The 23236-nt window shown below is 65.9% G+C and carries 15 protein-coding genes and 1 riboswitch; of the genes, 9 read left to right on the top strand and 6 right to left on the bottom strand.

What is annotated here, in order from left to right; all coding sequences use genetic code 11:
• Positions 1-96 precede the first annotated feature (96 nt).
• From EDF74_RS11615 to thiC, 5 genes are all read right to left on the bottom strand, one after another.
• Positions 97-2958: a TonB-dependent receptor plug domain-containing protein gene (locus EDF74_RS11615; RefSeq protein ID WP_123730265.1), complete on the bottom strand. Its 2862-nt coding sequence runs from the start codon at positions 2956-2958 to the stop codon at positions 97-99.
• Between the two features lie 68 nt (positions 2959-3026).
• Positions 3027-3908 carry a helix-turn-helix transcriptional regulator gene (locus EDF74_RS11610; RefSeq protein ID WP_123730264.1) on the bottom strand — a complete coding sequence of 294 codons (882 nt, stop codon included), beginning with the start codon at positions 3906-3908 and terminating at the stop codon, positions 3027-3029.
• Positions 3909-4022: 114 nt separating this feature from the next.
• On the bottom strand, positions 4023-6356 hold the full coding sequence (locus EDF74_RS11605; protein WP_123730263.1) for a winged helix-turn-helix domain-containing protein: 2334 nt from the start codon (positions 6354-6356) through the stop codon (positions 4023-4025).
• A 250-nt stretch (positions 6357-6606) separates the two neighbouring features.
• A complete protein-coding gene (locus EDF74_RS11600) occupies positions 6607-7284 on the bottom strand; it encodes an ion channel (RefSeq protein ID WP_123730262.1) in 678 nt (225 codons plus the stop codon).
• 97 nt (positions 7285-7381) lie between these two features.
• Positions 7382-9259 (bottom strand): phosphomethylpyrimidine synthase ThiC, encoded by a 1878-nt coding sequence (gene thiC / locus EDF74_RS11595; RefSeq protein WP_123730261.1) that lies wholly within the window; start codon positions 9257-9259, stop codon positions 7382-7384.
• Positions 9260-9400: 141 nt separating this feature from the next.
• Positions 9401-9502: riboswitch (TPP riboswitch) on the bottom strand.
• Positions 9503-9791: 289 nt separating this feature from the next.
• Here thiC and EDF74_RS11590 point away from each other — a divergent pair.
• A complete protein-coding gene (locus EDF74_RS11590) occupies positions 9792-11360 on the top strand; it encodes a BCCT family transporter (protein WP_123730260.1) in 1569 nt (522 codons plus the stop codon).
• 576 nt (positions 11361-11936) lie between these two features.
• On the opposite strand, the gene ggt is transcribed toward EDF74_RS11590, so the two are convergent.
• Entirely contained in the window at positions 11937-13655 is a 1719-nt protein-coding gene (gene ggt, locus EDF74_RS11585; protein WP_123730259.1) for a gamma-glutamyltransferase, read from the bottom strand.
• A gap of 656 nt (positions 13656-14311) precedes the next feature.
• Between ggt and ilvC the strand changes: the two genes are divergently transcribed.
• The 8 genes from ilvC (at position 14312) to leuB (ending at position 23156) form a co-directional block, all read left to right on the top strand.
• Entirely contained in the window at positions 14312-15286 is a 975-nt protein-coding gene (ilvC, locus tag EDF74_RS11580) for a ketol-acid reductoisomerase (RefSeq protein WP_070473592.1), read from the top strand.
• A 39-nt stretch (positions 15287-15325) separates the two neighbouring features.
• Entirely contained in the window at positions 15326-17059 is a 1734-nt protein-coding gene (ilvG, locus tag EDF74_RS11575; RefSeq protein WP_121039602.1) for an acetolactate synthase 2 catalytic subunit, read from the top strand.
• The gene (locus tag EDF74_RS11570; protein ID WP_070473596.1) at positions 17043-17303 is read left to right on the top strand and encodes an ACT domain-containing protein; all 261 of its coding nucleotides are present in this window, start codon (positions 17043-17045) and stop codon (positions 17301-17303) included. The genes ilvG and EDF74_RS11570 overlap by 17 nt, the downstream gene beginning before the upstream one ends.
• 114 nt (positions 17304-17417) lie before the next feature.
• Positions 17418-18515: a threonine dehydratase gene (locus EDF74_RS11565; protein ID WP_123730864.1), complete on the top strand. Its 1098-nt coding sequence runs from the start codon at positions 17418-17420 to the stop codon at positions 18513-18515.
• Positions 18516-18517: 2 nt separating this feature from the next.
• Positions 18518-20065, top strand: coding sequence for a 2-isopropylmalate synthase (locus EDF74_RS11560; RefSeq protein WP_123730258.1), 1548 nt, complete (start codon positions 18518-18520; stop codon positions 20063-20065).
• A 40-nt stretch (positions 20066-20105) separates the two neighbouring features.
• Positions 20106-21527, top strand: a complete 1422-nt coding sequence (gene leuC / locus EDF74_RS11555) for a 3-isopropylmalate dehydratase large subunit (RefSeq protein WP_123730257.1) — start codon at positions 20106-20108, stop codon at positions 21525-21527.
• Entirely contained in the window at positions 21527-22105 is a 579-nt protein-coding gene (gene leuD, locus EDF74_RS11550) for a 3-isopropylmalate dehydratase small subunit (protein WP_123730256.1), read from the top strand. The genes leuC and leuD overlap by 1 nt, the downstream gene beginning before the upstream one ends.
• Positions 22095-23156, top strand: coding sequence for a 3-isopropylmalate dehydrogenase (leuB, locus tag EDF74_RS11545; protein ID WP_123730255.1), 1062 nt, complete (start codon positions 22095-22097; stop codon positions 23154-23156). Before leuD ends, leuB begins: the two co-directional genes overlap by 11 nt.
• Positions 23157-23236 lie beyond the last annotated feature (80 nt).

The following is a 23236-nucleotide window of genomic DNA, read 5'->3' as shown; positions in this document are numbered from 1 at the left end:
GCGGTTCGCTGATCCACACCTGTTGGTGGATCCACAACGAAAAGAGGGCGGACCTTGCGGTCCGCCCTCCTTTGTCTGCACCAATGCTTCGATGGATCAGAAGCGCTGGGTGTACTTCATGTACAGGAAGCGACCGATGTCGAAGCCACCGTAGTAGGCGAAGCTCGAGTTCGGCTGCGTGAACATGATCGGACCCTGCTTGTCGAACAGATTGTTCGCGCCCACCGCGATCGTGGCATCCCACGGCGCGTTGTAGCTGACCTGCAGGTCGTGGAACGTGTTCGAACCCGTCTTGCGGACCGGCATTGCATCGCCGTCGACGTAACGGTCCGGCAGGGTGCACGGACGTGCAGCCACGCAGTCTTCCTTCATGCCCGAGTAGTAACGGGCCATGTAGGACACGCCGAAATCGCCGCGCGACCAGGTGACACCAACGTTCGAGCGGACGCGGAACAGGCCGGCATCGCCAACGCGACCCTGCATGACCGTGTTGCCTTCACCGTTCTGGGTTTCTTCGTCGTACTTGGACAGGTAGCTGGTCTGCCAATCGATGGCGAACTGACCGATGGACAGTTCCGGCAGGCGGTACTTGATACCCAGGTCGTAGCCTTCGGTTTCCATGCGGCCCAGATTGGCCAGGCCGTAGGTCATCGAGTTGATGTGGCCATCGGCTGCGCGGGTGTGGCTGGCGCAACGCGATGCATCACCGGCGACGTAGCACTCACGCAGGATGCGGTCGACGCTGTCAGCGATGATCATGTCGCTGATTTCGTACTTGTACCAATCCAGCGAGATGTCCAGGCCCTGCACCCAACGCGGGCTCCAGACCATACCGAAGGTGGTGCTCTTCGAGGTTTCCGGCTTCAGGTTCTCGTTGGAGCCCGAGATGAACTGATCCGGGGTGGCGCACGGCGTCGCGGTGCACGGGGTCAGACCCTGGCCCACCTGCGTGTAGCCGACCGGCACGCCAGCGGCGGAGCACGAAGCATTGCCGTTGACGCTGCCCGGCGCGGTGATGCCGCACGGATCGGTGTACGACTCGAAGCTGCTGTTCAGGCCGCCGTACAGATCGTTGATCGACGGCGCGCGGAAGCCTTCGGCGTAGGTGCCGCGGACCAGCAGTTCGTCGATCGGACGCCAGGTGAAGCCGAACTTGGAGTTGATGGTGTCGCCGAAGTTGCTGTAGTCCGAGTAGCGGCTGGCAGCGTTCAGGGTCAGTTCCTTGGCGAACGGCACGTCCGCCAGGATCGGCACGTTCAGTTCGAGGTAGAACTCGTCCAGCTCGTAGTTGCCCTGGGTGGTCTGAGCGCCCAGACCGGTCGACTCACCCGACTGCGCGAACGCGTCCGGCGAGAAGCGGCCTTCTTCCTTACGGTGCTCCACGCCCATCGCGATACCCACTTCGCCGGCCGGCAGCTCGAACAGCGAGCCGGACAGGTTGGCGGTGTAGCTGGTGGTCTTGGTGTAACCGGTGTCGGTGAAGTACGGGAACAGGAAGGCCTGCGTGGCCGCATCGGCCAGCGAGCCCGGGCCTGCGACGCCGTACGGCAGCAGCGGGTTCCACGGACGGCAGCTGCCGACGGCATCACCCGGCGAACCGCACTGCGCAACGCCGTTGGCGTCGATGTACGAAGCACCCAGGGCCTGGCGCGACGCGATCAGGCTCATGTCGCCATGACCGGTCTTGGTCGATTCGTTACGGTTCCACAGCGCACCGACGTCCCAATCCCAGGTCTTGCCGGCGAATTCGAAGTAGCCGCTGACGGTCGGCGCGAAGCGCAGGGTCTTCAGCTGGCTCTCGGTGGTACGCGGCATTTCCCACAGGCGACGACGGAAATCGACGTCTGCACCGGTCGGGTTGAAGGCGCTGTCAGCCGACAGCGGGGTGCCGAAGGCCTGCGACTGGTACGGGTAACCGGCGATCTGCTGGTCCGTGGTGCGCTCGTTGTAGAGCACGTCGGCGTTGAAGGTGATCGAATCGGTCAGATCGTAGTTGCCGTTGACGTACACGGACTTACGCTCGATACCGGTCTGGACCATCATCTGCTGGTTGGCATTGACGCGGTCGGCCGACGTTTCGGCGCGGTAATCAGCACGGTTGGTCGGATCGCCACCTTCGCGCAGGGTGAACCAGCGCTGGTCGGCCGAACCGACGTAACCCGGCTGACCTTCTTCCAGGTCCGGGGTCAGGCAGGGATCGCAGAACGCGCCGTTCTGGTTGATCGGGCTGTTGCCCGAGCCCGGGTAGTTCGGGCCGGCATTGCCGTCACGGCTGAAGAAACGATCCTTCGCCCAGACCGGATCAGCCTTGTAGTACTCGGCGGCCATGGTGACGCCGCCGCGCTCGCCCTGCGAACCCAGGGTGAAGGAGTACTGATTGGTCGAACCGTCGCCCTGGCCGTACTGGCCGAAGTAGACGCTGGCTTCGCCGCCGTCCACACGCTTGCGGGTGATCACGTTGACCACGCCGGCGATGGCGTCGGAGCCGTAGATGGACGATGCACCGTCCTTCAGGATCTCGATGCGCTCGATGGCGGCCATCGGGATCTGGCTCAGGTCCTGCAGACCCGAGGTGGACGCGCCGAGGCGCTTGCCGTTCATCAGCACCAGCGTACGCTGCGCGCCGAGGTTGCGGATGTCGACGTAGTAACCGCCCACGTCCTCGCCCGATGCCAGCGATTCCGAACGCGAGATGGCCGGGGAACCGGCCGAGGTCATGTTCTGCAGCACGTCGGCGACGGAGGTGTAACCCTGCTTTTCCAAGGCTTCACGGGTCATGGTCAGGATCGGCTGCTGCGTCTCCATGTTGGCGCCACGAATGCGCGAACCAGTGACTTCAATGCGATCCAGGTCGGTCGCGCCCTTGGCTTCCTGTGCGGAAGCGAAGGTCGGCGTCAGCGCAAGCGCAATGCCGGCGGGCAGAAGGCCCAGCCGCACTGCGGGAGTACGAAAATTCATTTATCTCTCCGAGGTACGTTAGTAGCGTGTTAAACCGCCTCGGAAAGTTACGATTGCGTTGCAGTTAATTATTTGCGTGATGCAACCAATGGCTTTGCCGAATCTGGCGACAGGTTCGCACCTGCCTCACGGTAGCGTGACGCGGACAGCCCAAAACGTGCTCGAAACGCCCGTGCGAAGCTGCAGCAGTTGTCAAATCCACTGGCCGCGGCAACCTCACCCACCATCATGTCGGTGTCACGCAGCAGATCGGCCGCACGCTCCAGTCGCAGCCGTGCGGAGAGCGATTGCGGACTCTCTGCATACAGGCTCTGGAACGTCTTGGAAAGGTACCAGCTGGAGAAGTTGGTGAGTTCGGCCAGTTCACCGATGCGCACCACGCGGTGGCTGTTGCCTTCCAGATAGAGGCGCGCACGCTGCATGCGACCGAAGACCTGACGCTTGCGGCTGCGCGAACGGCCCGGGCAGCGCTGCACGCCGGTGGCCATGCCCTGCTGCAGGGCGGCCAGGTGCAGCAGGGCCGGACGCAGGGCCTGCATCGGGCGGTCGCTGTCCAGCGCATCGCGCCACAGGCGCATCGCCACCCGCATCTCACCGCGCGTCATGGTCCCGCGCCCGGCATAGAGGTTGCAGTCGACCAGTTCACCCAGCGCACGCAGGGCATCGGGCGACAGGCTCAGGCCGATGCACAGCCCGTCACGTCCGGCCTGCACCATCGGCTTGGAGTCTTTCTCGAAGGCGATCCACTCGCGCTGGCGCAGGCGGAACTTGCCCTCCTTGGATTCAACCCACGCGCTGCCACGCACCTGCATCCACACCGTGAACGTCGTGCCGGCCGTCTGCAGGCTGCCCAGGCGGGCAACCCCGAGACAACTCGGCAGCACGCCGTCGTCGGCGATCTTGTCCAGGGAGAGAGATTGACCGCGATCGGCCAAGGAGAGCTGACGCATGACTGCACCGTGTGTTTGCCTTTGCTGGCGTGCAGTTTTGCCAAGTCAGGCCACTTCTCTCAGGACGTCTTGGCGAGATTGATCCGAATTCGCCACGACAACCTCACGAAGAACTTACGAAGGATCTTTTCCCTTCATAAACATGAGGTTGGAGAATGCAGGGAAGAACGAGGAGGTCGGCTCGGGCAGGTTCATGATGCCGATGTCGGAGCCGTCGGCCACCGCCAGGGCCACATACACGGCACTGCCGTCCGGGCTGGCGCTGAATCCGTTGCCCGTGCCGAGCCGCTCGGCGTCCAGGCAGGCACCGGTGTCGGTGGTGGCCGCACTGAGTCGCGCGAACGCCGTGGCACAGTCGGCACGATTGGACAGGTAATCGATCTGACCGCTACCCGACACGGCCCACGCCCGATAACGCCACCGCGACGGCTGGTCGTCACGCACCTGGCGGATACTCTGCGGGGTGAGTGCCGCATCGGCCGACCACAGACCACTGGCCGACAGGCGGGTAAACAGCACGCGCTCCCCGGCCACGTCGTAGCGTGCCTGGGAGACACCATCGATGCTGCCCAACAGGCGCCACGGCGTGGTGGTCCGATCAAACAGGGACAGGCGCATCCGCTCATCCTCATCGCGCTCCACCACCAGCATCTGCCCGGGCAGTTGCCCGTACAGCGCCTGCAGCGGCTGCGCTGCCGGCACCGCCAGCCGCACGATCTGATCGTCACGCGGTGAGACTTCGAACACGGCCGGATTGGCATGTTCATCGCGCCCCAGCACCAACAGATGGCGGCTGTCGCGCGACCAGTCCGGAATCTGGCGGGTTTCCGGGCGCAGGCCCTCGATCGGGCGCAGTGATTCGGGACGTTGCAGATCGGCCCACCACAAGGAGTAGCTGCCGGAGCGATTGGAACTGAAGACCAATTGGCGACCATCCGGCGCGATCATCGGCTGCGCATCGCGGCCACCGGAGGCGAACAGCCGTTCGGGCACGCCTGGGCCATCGGCGCCGATAGGCACCTTGAACAAGCCGAACTGCGCACGCCGGTGCATGAAGGCCAACATGTTGTTGCTGCGCGACAACGCCGGTGACTGCGCATCGTCCAGCCCCAGGTCACGCAGCGTATGGGTGCGCGTATCCAGTTCATACAAGCGCGCTTCGCTGTCGACGCGGCGGCCGAACACGATGTGGCGGCTGTCGCTGCGCCAGGCCCAGCCACGGATCTCCGCCGAATCGTTGGTCAGTTGTTCCGGCACCCCACCCCCGGCCGGAATCCGCCACAGATCGCCGACCTGGGGATTGCGCACGAACACGATCCAACGCCCATCCGGCGAATAGCGCGGGGCGTATTCGAAGCTGTCCGGATCCATGTCGTAGTCCAGGGCGCTCCAACTGCCACTGGCCAGGTTGAAGGTACGGATGCCACGGTGCGCGTACTTGCCCGACAGTGAGCCGAACAGCAGGCCGCGGCCGTCCGGCGTCCAATCGAAACTGAGCAGTTCGGTACCATCGCAACGGGTGACGTGGCGCAGTGCGCCGCCGGTGGCACTGGCGATGAGGACTTCACAGCTGCCGTCCGGACCGAACCGCGCGAAGGCGATATCACGGCCATTGGGCGACCAGTTGGGGAACCGGTCCGAGTAGGTATCCGGGGTATCCATCAGCACCCGCGCCGGCGCATTGCCTGAGGTCTGGACCTTGATGACGTTGCCTTCGCGCGACGGCATGCCGGCTTCGTAGGCAACCTGCGAACCATCCGGAGACAAGGTGGGGTACGTTTCAAAGCCGGCCGAGGCGGTGATCAGGCGATAGGGCCGTTCCGGGCTGCCGATCACGCGCGTGCCGTCTTCCACCGCCGCTTCCACCGCCGTTGCAGGCCGCTCGCGCTGCACCAGCAGGGCGGCCATGACCAGCAGCGCGATCATCATCGTCAGGCCGATCGCCAGCAGCACATACCGGCGGATGCGGCGCCAGCGCCGGCGCATCGGGCTGTCGACGCGCTTGGCGGGAACACCGGTGACGGGGCGAGGTGCACCGTCGTCGCTGATGACGTCCGCGCCCGTCTCTTCCGCCTCGGCCAGGCCGCGCGCCTCGTCGACCACGCTCACGGGTACCAGCAGGCGGTAACCGGTCTTGGCGATGGTCTCGATGTAGGTGGTGCCGGCGTCTTCGTCAGTGGCGAAGGCTTTGCGCAACTGGGTGACGGCCTGGGTCAGCACGTCATTGGTCGGCAGCGTATCGGGCCACACCTCGGCGAACAGTTCATCGCGCGTCACCACGGTACCGGGCGAGCGCATCAGCGCCTTCAAGACACCCAGTGCCTTCGGAGTGAGACGACGCGGGCGACGCACGCCCACCACCATGACTTCCCGGGAGGAAAGTACTACGGTGCAATCGCCGATTCGGACTACATCGGCGGCGGGGCGCTCACTGTCGTTGTTGATCATTCCGGTGACACGAGTGAATGCAGGACTACTGGAACGCAGCATTCATCACAATCGACACCGATCGAACGAACCGCCAGATTCCGCACAAACCATCAGCGCAAAGCGCAAAACAACTGAAGGCCGCGAATACTAGCCTATGTGGGTTAACCGCAGCTGTGCGTGCGGCCAACATCAGGCTCTCTCTCGCCGACGAAATTACATAAACTGATTCAGCATTCGCGCCTTCGGGCGCGAATTTTTTATGTGCGATTCAGTTTTGTATGCGCCGGATCATGGTCAATCCGACCAGGCGCGAAACCACCAATGCGACGTACATCACGCCTGCAAACTGCTCCAGCATGACCAATGCCCGCGCCTGCGGATGGACAGGAATCACATCACTGAGTCCCACCCCGGACAGCAAGCTGAAGCTGAGATAAAGCAACTCCATCCAGGTACGCAGTTCTGTCTCGCTGGTGGCCATGAAACTGCCGGGATACCACTGTTGGCACACCGAGAAGGCGAAGGCGAAGGCCCACGCCAGCAGCGTGAAGGTCGCGCCCGCGGCGAACAGCTCGTCACGGGTCACCTTGTGGTCCTGGAGCATGTAGGCGATCAGGCTACCGGCCGTATACAGATACAGCAGGCATTCGAGCAGCTGCGCGGTGGTGACCAGCGCCGGGCGATCCAACAGGGCGCCGGCGATGGAGAACACCACCGAGGGGATCGCCAGCAGCAATGCCACCCACATCCCGAGCGGGCTGCGTCGGACCACCCACAAGGCCAGGCCGAGCACGGCGATGCCGAACGCACCAAACAGCGCGCGACTGGCGCCGGCCTCATCCATCGCCGGGTACAACAACACGCCGAGCAGTTGCACGGCCAACAGCCAGGCAGAGGGATGCCGGCGCGCGATGGCCAGCCATTTGGTGCTGCGTGCTATCGCCATCGTCGTCCCCGCCCCTGCCTGGTCGCGCCGAGCTTAGCGGGAATCACGCCGCCGGCGGATGATGGCCGTGGCGGCGCGCCCCGCCACGGCCGGTGCCTTACTCCTGGCGATACACCTGCGCCCCGAGATCCCGGAACTGCGCGGACTTCTCGGCCATGCCGGCCTCCAACGCCTGCTGCGCATCCAGGCCCTGCCCCGCCGCATAGTCACGCACATCCTGGGTGATCTTCATCGAACAGAAGTGCGGGCCGCACATCGAGCAGAAGTGGGCGAGCTTGTGCGCATCCTTGGGCAGCGTCTCGTCATGGAATTCCTTGGCCTTCTCCGGATCCAGCCCAAGGTGGAACTGGTCCTCCCAGCGGAATTCAAAACGCGCCTTGCTCAACGCGTTGTCGCGGACCTGCGCGCCGGGGTGGCCCTTGGCCAGGTCCGAGGCGTGCGCAGCAATGCGGTAGGCCATGATGCCGTCGCGTACGTCCTGGCGGTTGGGCAGGCCCAGGTGTTCCTTCGGGGTGACATAGCAGAGCATCGCCGTGCCGTACCAGCCGATCATGGCCGCACCGATCGCACTGGTGATGTGGTCGTAGCCCGGCGCGATATCGGTGGTCAGCGGGCCCAACGTATAGAACGGTGCTTCACCGCACTCGCGCAGCTGCTTGTCCATGTTTTCCTTGATCAGCTGCATCGGCACGTGGCCGGGGCCTTCGATCATGGTCTGCACATCATGCTTCCACGCGATCTTCGTCAGCTCGCCCAGCGTCTCGAGCTCGCCGAACTGCGCGGCATCGTTGGCATCGGCGATACAGCCCGGGCGCAGGCCGTCGCCCAGCGAGAAGGTCACGTCGTAGGCCTTCATGATCTCGCAGATGTCCTCGAAGTGCGTGTAGAGGAAGTTCTCCTTGTGATGGGCCAGGCACCACTTGGCCATGATCGAGCCACCACGCGAGACGATGCCGGTGACGCGCTTGGCGGTCAGCGGCACGTAGCGCAGCAGCACGCCGGCGTGGATGGTGAAATAGTCCACGCCCTGCTCGGCCTGCTCGATCAGCGTGTCGCGGAAGATCGCCCAGTTCAGTTCCTCGGCACGGCCATCGACCTTCTCCAGGGCCTGGTAGATCGGCACGGTGCCGATCGCCACCGGCGAGTTGCGCAGGATCCACTCGCGCGTTTCATGGATGTGCTTGCCGGTGGACAGGTCCATCACGGTATCGCCGCCCCAGCGGATCGCCCAGACCAGCTTTTCCACCTCTTCGGCAATGCCCGAGGACACCGCGCTGTTGCCGATGTTGGCGTTGATCTTGGTCAGGAAGTTGCGACCGATGATCATCGGCTCGCTTTCCGGGTGGTTGATGTTGTTGGGCAGCACGGCGCGGCCACGCGCGATCTCATCGCGGACGAACTCGGGAGTGATGATCCCGGGGATCGAGGCACCAAAGGACTCGCCGGGATGCTGCTTCAGCAGTGCGGCGTCGCGGATCGCATCGAGGCGCTGGTTCTCGCGGATCGCCACGAACTCCATCTCCGGCGTGATGATGCCGCGGCGCGCGTAGTGCATCTGGGTGACGTTGGCGCCTGCCCGTGCACGGCGTGGCTGCAACCGCGAGGGGAAGCGCACCGCATCCAGGCGGGCATCGGTTTCACGCGAGCGTCCGAATGCGGAGCTCAATCCATCCAGTACCTCGGTATCGTCGCGCTCGGCCACCCAGGCGGCGCGCAGCGCAGGCAGGCCGGCGGAGAGATCGATAGCGACAGCCGGGTCGGTGTACGGGCCAGAGGTGTCGTAGACGGTGACCGGCGCATTCTCTTCGCCGCCGAACAAGGTGGGCGTGCGGGTCAGCGTGATCTCGCGCATCGGCACCTGCAGGTCGCTGCGAGAGCCCTGCACGTGGATCTTGTGCGAGCCGGGAATCGGTCGCGTGACCGATTCGGAGAGTTGCTGGGCCTGTTGCTGCAGGGCGGAGAGCTGTGCGTTCATCGAGGCATCGTCCTAGGTTCAATCCCCGCACAGGGACTGTGCGGTTCTATGCGAGGGATTCGCATGGGAGGGACGAAACGGCGGCGCTCGACGGACGGATTGCGGGCGGTCTCCGGGCGCGGTGGCCCTACGGCGCAATGCATCTGCAGATGCGAAGCTTCCCTACGCCGGTATAAACCGGATCAGGTTCGAAGGGACTGTCTCAACCTTGGCCACTGGGCCGCGGTACCCCCGCTTCGGGGCGAATTAGAGCACAAAGCGACGCCCACGGGCGCACGGCCAGGCCCCGGAGTGACGTGATCGGCCTTTGCATGTGAACGGAGCACCCACACGCCATGCACTACCATGCTGCAGCGCGGTATGCGGTGCGGTCAGGGGTAGCCTTCCGATCGTGCGCGCACCTCGCTCTGCTCGACGCCATTGACGTCCGTACTGACCGGCCTCGACCGGCTTGATCCGCCCCAGTCGTTGCCGTTGTGCCGCTGGAGATTGCAAGCCTCGGCTCGCCCCTACTGATCGGAGACACGCCTGCATGGTGTTCCGCATTTCCATCGCACTTGTCGCACTGCTGGTGCTGATCGCCGGCCTCGCGCCGGGCCCTTTCAACGAGGTCGTCCAGAGCGGCCTGTCCACCATCATCCGCAGTACCGGCTGGCTGTATCTGCTGGTGGTGTTCATCACGCTGTCGTTCCTGATGTACCTGGCCTTCGGCCGCTTCGGTTCGCTGCGCATCGGCGGCGAGGATGCCGAGCCTGATTTTTCCAATGCGAGCTGGATGTCGATGCTGTTCGCCGCCGGCATGGGCATCGGCCTGGTGTTCTGGGGCGCGGCCGAACCGATCTCGCACTTCGTGAAGCCGCCCGAGGGACTGGCGCCGCAGAGCATGGAGGCGGCACGCGCGTCAATGCGTTATGCCTTCTTCCATTGGGGCCTGCATCCGTGGGCCATCTATGCGCTGATCGGCCTGGCGATGGCCTGGTTCCAGTTCAACCGCAACGGCCGCGGGCTGATCAGCGATCTGCTGCAGCCGATCATCGGCGCCCGGCATCGCGGCTGGATGGGCACCGTCGTCAACGTCGCCGCCGTGGTCGCCACGGCGATCGGCGTGGCCACGACGCTGGGCTTCGGCACGATCCAGATCGCTGCCGGCCTCGAGCGCGTGTTCGGCATCCAGGCCTCGGTGCCGGTGCAGCTGACCATCATCGCGGTGGCGTTCGTGCTGTACATGGCCTCCACCACCAGCGGCGTGCACCGCGGCATCAAGTGGTTGTCCAATTTCAATCTCGGTCTGGCGGCGTTGCTGCTCGCGCTGATCCTCGTGCTGGGACCGACCGGTTTCATCTTCGATACGTTCACCACCACGATCGGCTCGTACCTCAATTCACTGGTGACGATGAGCCTGCGCATGTCCCCATTCTCGGGCAGCACGTGGGTGGCGGACTGGACGATCTTCTACTGGGCGTGGTGGATCGCGTGGGCGCCGTTCGTGGGCTCGTTCATCGCACGCGTCTCGCGTGGGCGCAGCATCCGCGAGTTCGTGCTGGGCGTGGTGATCGCGCCGAGCGTGCTGGGCTTCCTGTGGTTCTCGGTATTCGGTGGCACGGCGCTGTGGTCGCAGATCTTCGGCCACGTGGATCTGGCGCAGGCGCTGGGCAATGGCTACGAGACGGTGCTGTTCACGATGTTCGACAGCCTGCCGATGCCGACGGTGCTGTCGGTGATCGCGCTGGTGCTGTTGATGATCTTCTTCGTGACCTCGGCCGATTCGGCAGTGCTGGTGCTGGCGACGATGTCGACGGAGGAATCCGGTGATCCGCCCCTGGCGCGCCGGATGGTGTGGGGCGTGGCGATTGCGTTGATCGCGGGCGTGCTCTTGTTGGCCGGCGGTCTCAATGCGCTGCAGGGGATGATCACGATCGCCGCGTTGCCGTTTGCGTTGTTGATGCTGGCGGTGATGTGGTCGTTGTACCGGGTACTCGATATGGAGCATGCGCTGCAGCGGCGCCGTGCGCAGCGCGCGCGGCGGTTGATGGACGAGTGGATCGAGCGGGAGATCGCGGCGCAGGAAGAGACGCGCGATGAGGCGGCTCGGGCGCCTTAGGGTGGTCGGGTTGGTCGCTTAGAGCGGCACGCTTCCCGGGCTATCGGTGGGCGGGCCGGGACGGGTGGGTTGGCGGGACACGCCGTGAATCCGTCCATGGAGGCTCATGTCGCGCCATCCATGGCGCTCATGGTCCCGACAACCCACCCGCCCCGTCCCGCTCACAGCTTCACGGTGGTTCTGAGGAGAGCCCTGAGCAAAGCCTGGGTCAGCGCGCCCCACTCACAGTTTCAGGGTGGTTCCAACGCGAGCAGCCGAGCAACGCTCGGCACAGCAGCGTGCACCCGACGCATCGGATCATCGTTGAGTAAAAGGAGCCACGCATGGCGTGGCTCTACCGCTTTTGCCATGCGCACCGACCCACTGTGGGTGGGTCGGCCTGGGTGGGTTGGCGGGACCATGAGCCGCATGGATGCGGCGACATGAGCCTCCATGGACGGATTCACGGCGTGTCCCGCAAACCCACCCAGGCCGGCCAACTACCCGCACCCCCAAAGCGCCCTGCTTTACGCCCTGCTTTACGCCCTGCCCTGCGCTTCTGCCGACCAGCGGTCGGCGCTACGAAGCACTGGGGAATCAGTACCCCGCCGCCTGCCCATCCTTTCGGCTTTCCGACGCCCCGTAATACACACCGGACTCGGGATCCCGCAGGATCGCCTGATACCCACCGTACGGACCATCCGCGAACACCACCCGGTGACCCTTGCGCATCAACGCGCGCACCGTCTCATACGGGAAGCCGGTTTCCAGATTCACCTCGCCGCCATCGCTCATCGCCGTCGCCTGCCCGGTCGGCTCGGTCGAGCCCTCATGCTGGATGCGCGGCGCATCGCCGGCTTCCTGCAGATTCATCCCGAAGTCGACCATGTTCATCACGATCTGCGCATGGCCCTGCGGCTGCATCGCACCACCCATCACACCGAAGCTCATCCACGGCTTGCCGTCCTTGGTGACGAAGCCCGGAATGATGGTCTGGAACGGGCGCTTGCCCGGCGCATAACCGTTCGGGTGATCCTTGCGCAGCACGAACATCTCGCCGCGGTCCTGCAGGATGAAGCCCAGGCCCGGAGGCGCCATGCCGCTGCCCATGCCGCGGTAGTTGGACTGGATCAGCGAGACCATCATGCCGTCGGCGTCGGCAACGGTCAGGTAGATCGTGTCGCCTTCCTTCAGTTGCTTCGGCGTCCCGGGCTGCACTTCACTCAGCGCCTTGTCCATCGAGATCAGCGTGCGGCGCTCGGCGGCGTAGCCTTTGGAGATCAGCTTATCGACCGGGGCCGGGTGGAACGCCGGGTCGGTGTAAAAGCGCGCGCGGTCGGCGAAGGCCAGCTTCTTGGCTTCCACGAACAGGTGCACATGCTCGGGCGAGCCGAAGGGGATTTTGGAGAAATCGTAGCCTTCCAGCACGTTGAGGATCTGCAGCGCGGCGATGCCCTGGCTGTTCGGCGGCAGTTCCCATACGTCATAGCCACGGTAGTTGCTGCTGACCGGCTCCACCCATTCGCCGTGATGGCTGGCCATGTCCTCATAGCTCAGGTAGCCACCGTTGGCCTTGAAGTAGGTGCCGATGGTGCGGGCGATCTCGCCTTTGTAGAAGGCATCGCGGCCGCCCTGGGCGATCTGCTCCAGCGTGTAGGCCAGGTTCGGGTTCTTCCACATCTCGCCCTTGCGCGGGGCATGGCCGTCGATCGTGAACTGCTCGGTGAAACCGGGGTACTTGGACAGCCGCGGGACCGAGCGGTCCCAGTAGTAGGCGATGACCTCGGCGACCGGGTGGCCCTCGCGGGCGTAGCGGATGGCGGGCGCGAGGTTGTCGGCCATCGGCTTGCGGCCGAAGCGGTCGTGCAGGGCGAACCAGCCATCCACCGCGCCAGGCACCGAGACCGGCAGCGGGCCGGTCGCCGGGATCTCCTTCAGGCCGCGGCGTTGGAACTCGGCCAGGGTCAGCGACTTCGGCGAGCGGCCCGAGCCGTTGTAGCCATACAGCTTCTCGGTTTTGGGGTCCCACACGATCGCGAACAGATCACCGCCCACGCCGTTGCCGGTGGGCTCCATCAAACCGAGGGCGGCATTGGCCGCGATCGCGGCATCCACCGCCGAGCCACCGGACTTCATCACGTCCAGGGCGATCTGGGTAGCCAGGGGCTGGGAGGTGGCGGCCATCGCGTGCGGGGCGATCACCTCCGAGCGGGTGGCGAAGGTGTGGCCGGTGATCCGGTCGGCGGCGATGGCGGCGGCCGGCAGCGTAGACAGGACGGCGGCGGCGAGCAGGCCGCGGGCAAGGCGTGAGGACACGGGGTGGTTCCTGAGAGGTGGTAGCAAGCTGATGGTGGCGGCAGATGCTGCCGGAGGACATCCCACTATGGTCATGCACCTCGCACAAATCCGCCCCGAATCCGCGCAATCGCGCGCGGCAAAATGCTGAATTCGGGTTCATCGGAACGCTTTCAGCCGCAACCATCCTTGTACGGCGGGGCCTTGCGGTGGATGCAGGCGAAACCGATGGAAATTGTCTTTCCAGGGTTGACACCGCCAAAACCCATGTGGTTTTCTCGATCTCATGTTGCAGCGCACAGCCACCCGCGAATCCATCGAGCACGCCGACCACGGCGCGGCCTCCATCCATTCGCTTCTCGTCCTCGTACTTATTACCCAACCAACAGGTGCGGGACGGACCGGCGTGTAAGCAAGACTGCCAGGTATCCATCAAAACCCGCACCCGACCAGGTGCGGGTTTTTTCGTTTCAGAACCCGTCGATTTCCATCCTCCCCGCCGAGTTGCCTTCCACCATGACCCGCCAGCCCACCTCGAGCCAGCCAATGCCCACCGCCCCCACGGCGGGTGCGTTCGCGTGTGCTCGCGGCCAGGCCGGCGCCACCCCTTCCCCTGATGGGCCGACGCGTCGCTGACCGTCGGCCCTCTTTTTTCTTGCCTCCAAAGGACCTCCCCCATGAGCACCAACGACCTGCCCCAGATCAAGATCGCTGTTGTCGGCTACGGCAGCCAGGGCCGCGCGCACGCGCTGAATCTGCGTGAATCCGGTTTCGATGTCGTCGTCGGGCTGCGCCCGGGCGGTCCCACCGAGGTCAAGGCCCAGGCCGACGGCTTCACCGTCAAAGCCCCGGCCGAGGCGGTGAAGGATGCTGATCTGGTCGCCGTGCTGACCCCGGACATGGTGCAGAAGAAGCTCTACGAAGATGTGCTCGCGCCGAACATGAAACAGGGCGCGGTGCTGCTGTTCGCGCATGGTCTGAACGTGCATTTCGACATGATCAAACCGCGCGAGGATCTGGACGTGGTGCTGGTCGCACCGAAGGGCCCGGGCGCGCTGGTCCGCCGCGAGTATGAAATCGGCCGCGGCGTGCCGTGCATCTGGGCGGTCTACCAGGACAAGAGCGGCAAGGCCGCCGAGTTCGCCCTGGCCTACGCCGGTGGGCTGGGCGGCGCGCGCGCCAACCTGATCCAGACCACCTTCAAGGAAGAGACCGAGACCGATCTGTTCGGCGAGCAGGCCGTGCTGTGCGGTGGCGCTTCGGCACTGGTGCAGGCCGGTTTCGAAACCCTGGTCGAAGCCGGCTACCAGCCGGAAATCGCCTACTACGAAGTACTGCACGAACTGAAGCTGATCGTGGACCTGTTCTACGAAGGCGGCATCACCCGCATGCTGGAATTCATCTCCGAGACCGCGCAGTACGGCGACTACGTCAGCGGCCCGCGCGTGATCGATGCCGGTACCAAGGCGCGTATGAAGGACGTACTGACCGATATCCAGAACGGCACCTTCACCAAGAACTGGGTGGCCGAGTACGAAGCGGGTCTGCCGAACTACAACAAGTTCAAGCAGGCCGACCTGGAGCACCCGATCGAAAAGGTAGGCAAAGAACTGCGCGCCAAGATGGTCTGGTTGCAAAGTCAAGCCGCGTAAACGCGCGGCTCCCCCACCCGCTTTCGTAAAGGTCACCGCATGAATACCTCCGCACACAGCACCGCGCCCCGCAACGGCGCACGCTGGTTGACGCAGGCCCTGGAAGCCGAGGGCGTGCATACGCTGTTCGGCTATCCGGGCGGCACCATCATGCCGTTCTATGACGCCCTGGTGGATTCCGGGCTGAAGCACATCCTGGTCCGCCACGAGCAGGGCGCCGCCCTGGCCGCCAACGGCTTCGCCCGTGCCAGCGGCCGGGTCGGCGTGTGCGTCGCCACCTCCGGCCCGGGCGCCTCCAACCTGGTTACCGGCATCGCCGATGCGATGCTGGATTCGGTGCCGATGGTCTGCATCACCGGCCAGGTCGCCACCCCGCTGCTCGGCACCGACGCGTTCCAGGAACTGGACGTGTTCGGGCTGACCCTGCCGATCGTCAAGCACAGCTGGCTGGTGCGCTCGGTCGATGACCTGCCGCAGGTGGTCGCCGATGCGTTCCGTATCGCCCGCGAGGGTCGCCCGGGGCCGGTGCTGATCGATCTGCCCAAGGACGTGCAGGTGGCCGATGCGTCGCACCTGCCGGACCACGTGCCGTCCACGGTGGTCGCACCGCCTGCCCCGAATGACGACGCCATCGCGCAGACCATCGCCGCCATCGCCGGGGCCGAGAAGCCGGTGATCTATGCCGGGGGTGGCGTGGCGCTGGGCGATGCGGTGGAGGACTTCCGTGCCTTCGTCGAGGCGACCCGTATTCCGACCGTGCTGACCCTGCGCGGCCTGGGTGCGCTGCCGCCGCAGCATCCCCACTACCTGGGCATGCTGGGCATGCACGGCACCCGCGCGGCCAACATGGCCGTGCAGGAAAGCGATCTGCTGGTCGTGGTCGGCGCGCGCTTCGATGACCGCGCGACCGGCAAGTTGAACGAGTTCGCCCCGTTTGCCCGCGTCGTGCATATCGATGCCGATGCGTACGAGATCTCCAAGCTGCGCACCGCCGACATCGCGGTGCCGGGCAATGTCGGTACGGCGCTGCGCGCACTGACCGCCGCGGCCACCGCACCGGCCACGCAGGAGGCCTGGGCCAAGCGCTGCCAGGGCCATCGTGAACGCTTCGCCCCGCGCTACGACGCACCGGGCAAGCACATCTACGCACCGGCGCTGCTGAAGCGCCTGAGCGAGCTGGCGCCGAGCGACGCGATCATCGCCTGCGATGTCGGCCAGCATCAGATGTGGGTCGCCCAGCATTGCCGCTTCACCCACCCGCGCAACCACCTGACCAGCGGTGCGCTGGGCACCATGGGCTTCGGCCTGCCCGCGGCGATGGGTGCGCAGTTCGCCTGCCCGGATCGCACCGTGGTGCTGGTCTCCGGCGATGGCAGTTTCATGATGAACGTGCAGGAGCTGGTCACCATCGCCCGCTGCCGCCTGCCGGTGAAGATCGTGCTGCTGGACAACAGCTCGCTGGGCATGGTCCGCCAGTGGCAGGAGCTGTTCTTCGCCGAGCGCTACAGCGAGATCGATCTGTCCGACAACCCGGACTTTGCTGCGCTGGCCCAGGTGTTCGGCATCCCGGCCACGCGCATCGAAGCGCGTGACGATGTCGAAGGTGGGCTGGCAGCGATGCTGGCCCAGCCCGGCCCGGCGCTGCTGCATGTGGCCATCGATGCGCGTGCCAACGTGTGGCCGCTGGTGCCGCCCAACAACGCCAACAGCACCATGCTGGAAAGCAACCCCGCTCATCAGTCCCAGGAGTTCCCCAATGCAATACCGGCTTGACCTGGTGCTGACCCCGGCCGAAGGCGCGCTGCTGCGCGTGATCGGCATGGCCGAACGCCGCGGCTTCGCGCCGCGCGCGATCGCCGGTGCGCCCAATGCCGCCGACGACGGCCGCTGGCACCTGCAGCTGGTGGTCGATTCCACCCGGCCGCCGGAAACCCTGCGCCGCCAGATCGAGAAGATCTACGACTGTGTTTCGGTGCGCATCAGCGCGCTGGAACCCGGTACGGGAGTATCCGCATGAACGCCCGCACCGTTGCATCGGTGCCGGTACGGAGGTGTCTTCTCGGTCGTGCGTCGCACCGCGCGCCGTGGCAGCGCGCGTCGCTCCGCGACGATCACCATGGCCGGGTGCGTGATGCCGGCTAGCCGTACCCCGCAGGAACCGGAGGTAGGCGACGTAAGCGTCGCCGATGTGCTGGCCGCGCAGGCGCGGCTGCGCCGCTTCCTGCCGCCCACGCCGCTGCATTACGCCGAACGTTTCGGCGTCTGGCTGAAGCTGGAGAACCTGCAGCGCACCGGCTCCTACAAGGTGCGCGGTGCGTTGAACGCCCTGCTGGCCGGCCGTGAACGCGGCGACGACCGCCCGGTCATCTGTGCCTCGGCCGGCAACCACGCCCAGGGCGTGGCGTGGGCCGCCTATCGCTTGAACATCCCCGCCATTACGGTGATGCCGCACGGTGCACCGGCCACCAAGATCGCTGGTGTCGCCCACTGGGGCGCCACGGTGCGCCAGCACGGCGAGAGCTACGACGAGGCCTATGCCTTCGCCCGTGCCCTGGCCGATCAGCACGGCTACCGCTTCCTGTCCGCCTTCGACGACCCGGACGTGATCGCCGGCCAGGGCACCCTGGGCATCGAGCTGGCCCCGCATGCGCCGGACGTGGTGATCGTGCCGATCGGCGGCGGTGGCCTGGCCTCCGGCGTCGCGCTGGCGCTGAAATCGCAGGGCGTGCGCATCGTCGGTGCACAGGTGGAGGGCGTCGATTCGATGGCCCGCGCCATCCGCGGCGACGTGCGTGAGATCGCCCCGGTGGCCACCCTGGCCGACGGCGTCAGGGTGAAGATTCCCGGTTTCCTCACCCGCAAGCTGTGCAGTGCACTGCTGGACGATGTGGTGATCGTGCGTGAGGCCGAGCTGCGCGAAACGCTGGTGCGGCTGGCGCTGGAAGAACACGTCATCGCCGAAGGTGCCGGCGCGCTGGCACTGGCCGCCGGTCGCCGCGTCGCCGGCAAGCGCAAGTGCGCGGTGGTCTCCGGCGGCAACATCGATGCGCTGGTATTGGCCCAGCTGCTGGCTGATATCCGTCCCCGCCCCCCGCGCAAACCGCGCCGCCGTGCCAGCGAGCGAACACGCCCGCCCCTACCAACCGTGCTGGCGACATCCCCGATTTCCGCTTCGATTCCTACCTCTGCCATCCCATCCGACCTTGCCGTCGAGGAGACCTCCTGGTGACCATGCCCAACTCCCCCCGAATCAGAATTTTCGACACCACCCTGCGCGACGGCGAGCAATCGCCCGGCTGCAGCATGAGCCCGCAGCAGAAGCTGGTGATGGCCCGCGCACTGGACGAACTGGGCGTGGATGTCATGGAAACCGGCTTCCCGGCCAGCTCCCAGTCCGACCGCGAAGCGATGGCGATGATCGCCCGCGAAGTGCGACGCCCGACCCTGGCCGTGCTGTCGCGCTGCCTGGCCGCCGATATCGAAACCTCGGCCAAGGCGCTGGAGGCAGCGGCGAACCCGCGCCTGCATGTGTTCCTGTCGACCAGCCCGCTGCACCGCGAGCACAAGCTGCGCATGACCCGCGAGCAGGTGCTGGAGTCGGTGCACAAGCACGTCAGCATGGCCCGCAGCTACGTGGGTGATGTGGAGTTCTCCGCTGAAGATGCCACGCGGACCGAGGAGGACTTCCTGATCGAGGTCGCCCGCGTGGCCGTGGCCGCCGGCGCGACCACCATCAACCTGCCCGACACCGTGGGCTTCACCACGCCGGAAGAGATCCGCGGCATGTTCCAGCGCGTGATCGCCGGCGTGCCGGACAGCGACCGCATCATCTTCAGCGCGCACTGCCACAACGATCTGGGCTTGGCCGTGGCCAATTCGCTGGCCGCCATCGAAGGCGGTGCGCGTCAGGTCGAATGCACCGTCAACGGTATCGGCGAGCGCGCGGGCAACTGCTCGCTGGAAGAAATCGCGATGGTGCTGAAGGTCCGCAATGCCTTCTACGACGAAGACACGCGCATCAACACCCCGCGCATCGTGGCCACCTCGCAGCTGCTGCAGCGCCTGGTCGGCATGCCGGTCCAGCGCAACAAGGCGATCGTCGGCGCCAACGCCTTCGCCCACGAGTCGGGCATCCACCAGCACGGCATGCTGCGCCACCGCGGCACCTACGAAATCATGCGCCCGGAAGACGTCGGCTGGGAGTCCTCGCAGATGGTGCTGGGCCGCCACAGTGGCCGCGCTGCGGTCGAACAGCGCCTGCGTGCGCTGGGCTTCTTCCTGTACGAGGAGGAACTGAAGCACGTCTTCGAGCAGTTCAAGGCGCTGTGCGAGCAGCAGCGCGTGGTCACCGACGCCGACCTGCAGACCCTGATGCAGGGCAGCGCCACCCAGAACGGCTACCGGCTGGCCTCGATGACGATCAGCGACGTCGGCAGCCGCGCCAATGCGCTGGTCGAGCTGTCCGATCCGGAGGGCAACCGTGTGGCCGAGACGGCGCAGGGCGATGGTCCGGTCGACGCGCTGTTCGGCGCATTGTCGGCCGCCACCGGCGTGCAGTTGATGCTGGACAGCTACCACGTGCACAGTGTGGGCATCGGCGCCGATGCGCGCGGCGAAGCCAACCTGAGCGTACGCCACGAGGGTGTGGAGTACGAAGGCACCGGCACCAGCCGCGACATCATCGAAGCCTCCGCACTGGCGTGGCTGGAGGTGGCCAACCGTCTGCTGCGCCAGCGCAATGCGACGGCCGAGCAGCCCGCGACCACCGCCGCGGCCTGAGCACCCCATTACGTATCCCGAACTGCAGCAAGGCCAGTCCATGACCCCAGCTCCCCGCACCCTGTACGACAAACTGTGGGATGCCCACGTCGTCGTTCCCGAGACCGACAGCGCGCCCGCCGTGCTGTACATCGACCTGCACCTGATCCACGAAGTGACCTCACCGCAGGCCTTCACCGAACTGCGCGAGCGCGGCCTCTCTCCGCGCCGTCCGGACCGGACCAAGGCCACGATGGATCACTCCACCCCCACCCTGCCGGCCGGCGCCGACGGCAAGCTGCCCTATGCCAGCGCCGCCTCCGAAGCCCAGGTAGCGATGCTGGCCGACAACTGCGCCGCGCATGGCATCGAGCTGTTCGACCTGCAGTCGGCCAGCCGCGGCATCGTGCATGTGATCGCCCCTGAGCAGGGCTTCACCCAGCCCGGCATGACCATCGTCTGTGGCGACAGCCACACCTCCACGCATGGTGCATTTGGCGCGCTGGCCTTTGGCATCGGCACCAGCGAGGTCGGCCATGTGCTGGCGACGCAGTGCCTGCTGCAGCGCAAAGCCAGGACGATGGCGATCAGCGTCGATGGCGCGCTGGCCCAGGGCGTCGGTGCCAAGGACGTGGTGCTGCACATCATCGGTGTGATCGGCGTCAACGGCGGCACCGGCCATGTGCTGGAGTTCCGTGGCAGCGCGATCGAAGCGATGGACATGGAGCAGCGCATGACGTTGTGCAACATGTCCATCGAAGCCGGGGCACGTGCCGGCATGGTCGCCCCCGACCAGATCACCTTCGACTGGGTGGCCGCCACCCCGCGTGGCCCCAAGGGCGCCGAATTCGATGCTGCCGTGGCCGCGTGGTCGCAGCTGCGCAGCGATGTCGGTGCGCGCTTCGATGTCGAGGTCCACATCGATGCCGCCGACATCCGCCCCACCCTGACCTGGGGCACCCACCCCGGCACCGCCATCGCCGTGGACCAGCCGATTCCGGCGGCCAACGACGCGGCCGCGCAGAAGGGCCTGGACTACATGCATTTCCACGCCGGGCAGACCCTGGCCGGCACGCCGGTGGATGTGGTCTTCGTCGGCTCCTGCACCAACGGCCGCCTGAGCGACATGCGTGAAGTGGCGCAGGTGCTGCAAGGCCGCCGCGTCGCCCCGAGCGTGCGCATGCTGGTGGTGCCGGGCTCGGAAATCGTCAAGCGCCAAGCCGAAGCCGAAGGCATCGATGTGGTGGTGCGTGCGGCCGGCGCCGAATGGCGCGAGCCGGGCTGTTCGATGTGCATCGCCATGAACGGCGATCTGGTCGCGCCGGGACAACTGGCGGTCAGTACCAGCAATCGGAATTTCGAAGGCCGCCAAGGCCCCGGCTCGCGGACCCTGCTGGCCTCGCCGATGACGGCCGCCTGGGCCGCGGTGAACGGCCGCGTGGCTGACCCGCGCGAACTGTATGCCACGCTGGAGGTGGCCTGATGAGTGGCTTCCGTACCCTGACCTCGACCAGCGTGGTGCTGCGCGAGACCAACATCGACACCGACCAGATCATTCCGGCGCGCTTTCTGTCCACCACCGAGCGCGTCGGCCTGGGCAAGCACGCGTTCAATGATTGGCGCTGGCAGAGCGAGGGCGTGCCGAACCCGGCGTTCGCCTTCAACCAGCCGCACAACGCCGGCCGCAGCATCCTGCTGGCCGGCCGCAACTTCGGCTGCGGCTCCTCGCGTGAGCATGCGCCGTGGGCCCTGACCGACCTGGGCCTGCGCGCCATCGTCAGCAGCGAGATCGCCGATATCTTCCGCGGCAACTCGCTGAAGAACGGTCTGCTGCCGATCGTGCTGGACGAAGCCGATGTGCAGACGCTGATGCAGCGCCCGGATGACGAATTGACCATCGATGTGGCCGCGCGCGAACTGCGCACCCCCGATGGGCGCGTGTATGCCTTCCCGCTGGATGGCTTCTCGCAGACCTGTCTGCTGGAAGGCGTGGACCAATTGGGGTATCTGTTGGGCCGTACCCCTGACATTGAACGTTACGAGAGTGAACATGCACGCTGAGATTGTCGTATTGCCGGGTGACGGCATCGGTCCGGAAGTCGCCGCTGCCGCCGTGGCGGTGCTGGAGGCCGTCGCCACCCGTTTCGGACACACCTTCGGGTTCCAGGAACACGACATCGGTGGCATCGCCATCGATCGCCACGGCGAGCCGCTGCCGGCCACCACGCTGGACGCCTGCCGCAAGGCAGACGCCATCCTGCTCGGCGCGGTCGGCGGCCCGAAGTGGTCCGACCCGAATGCCAAGGTCCGCCCGGAGCAGGGCCTGCTGGCGATCCGCAAGGCGCTGGGGCTGTACGCCAACCTGCGCCCGGTGCGCACGCATGCGGCTGCGCTCGGTGCCTCGCCGATCAAGGCCGAGCTGCTGGAGGGCGTGGACTTCGTGGTCGTGCGTGAGCTGACCGGCGGCATCTATTTCGGTGAGAAGACCCGCACTGCCGATACCGCCAGCGACCTGTGCAGCTACAGCGTCGGCGAGATCGAGCGCGTCATGCGCACCGCGTTCCGGCTGGCGCAGACCCGCCGCGGCAAGGTCACCTCGGTGGACAAGGCCAACGTGCTGGAAACCTCGCGCCTGTGGCGTGATGTCGCTGCGCGCATCGGCCGCGAGGAATTCCCGGAGATCGCCTTGGAGCACCAGCTGGTCGATTCGATGGCCATGCACCTGCTGGCCAAGCCGCGCGAGTACGACGTGATCGTGACCGAGAACATGTTCGGTGACATCCTCACCGACGAAGCCTCGATGCTGGCCGGTTCGCTCGGCCTGCTGCCCTCGGCGTCGCTCGGCGAACCCGGAGCAGTGGGCATCTACGAGCCGATCCATGGCTCGGCGCCGGACATCGCGGGCAAGGGCATTGCCAACCCGTATGCCACGATCTTCAGCGCGGCGATGCTGCTGCGTCATTCACTGGGGCTGGACGAAGAGGCTGCTACGGTCGAGGCAGCGGTGTATGCCGTGCTGGATGACGGCGTGTTCACCGCCGATCTCGCCGCCAAGGGTTATGCGGTGAGTACCGCCGCAGCGACCGACGCGGTCCTTGCCAAGCTGCAATGATCGCAAGGAAGCGGCCTCAGGGCCGCGTTCGTGTTTCCACCTCCCGCACGGCCTCCCTGTCCCGTCGGCCACGTCGCTGC

Source organism: Stenotrophomonas rhizophila, from assembly GCF_003751305.1.
Lineage (GTDB): Bacteria > Pseudomonadota > Gammaproteobacteria > Xanthomonadales > Xanthomonadaceae > Stenotrophomonas > Stenotrophomonas rhizophila_B.
The sequence above is the reverse complement of the archived record's forward strand: the minus strand, read 5'-3'. Positions and strand labels throughout refer to the sequence as shown.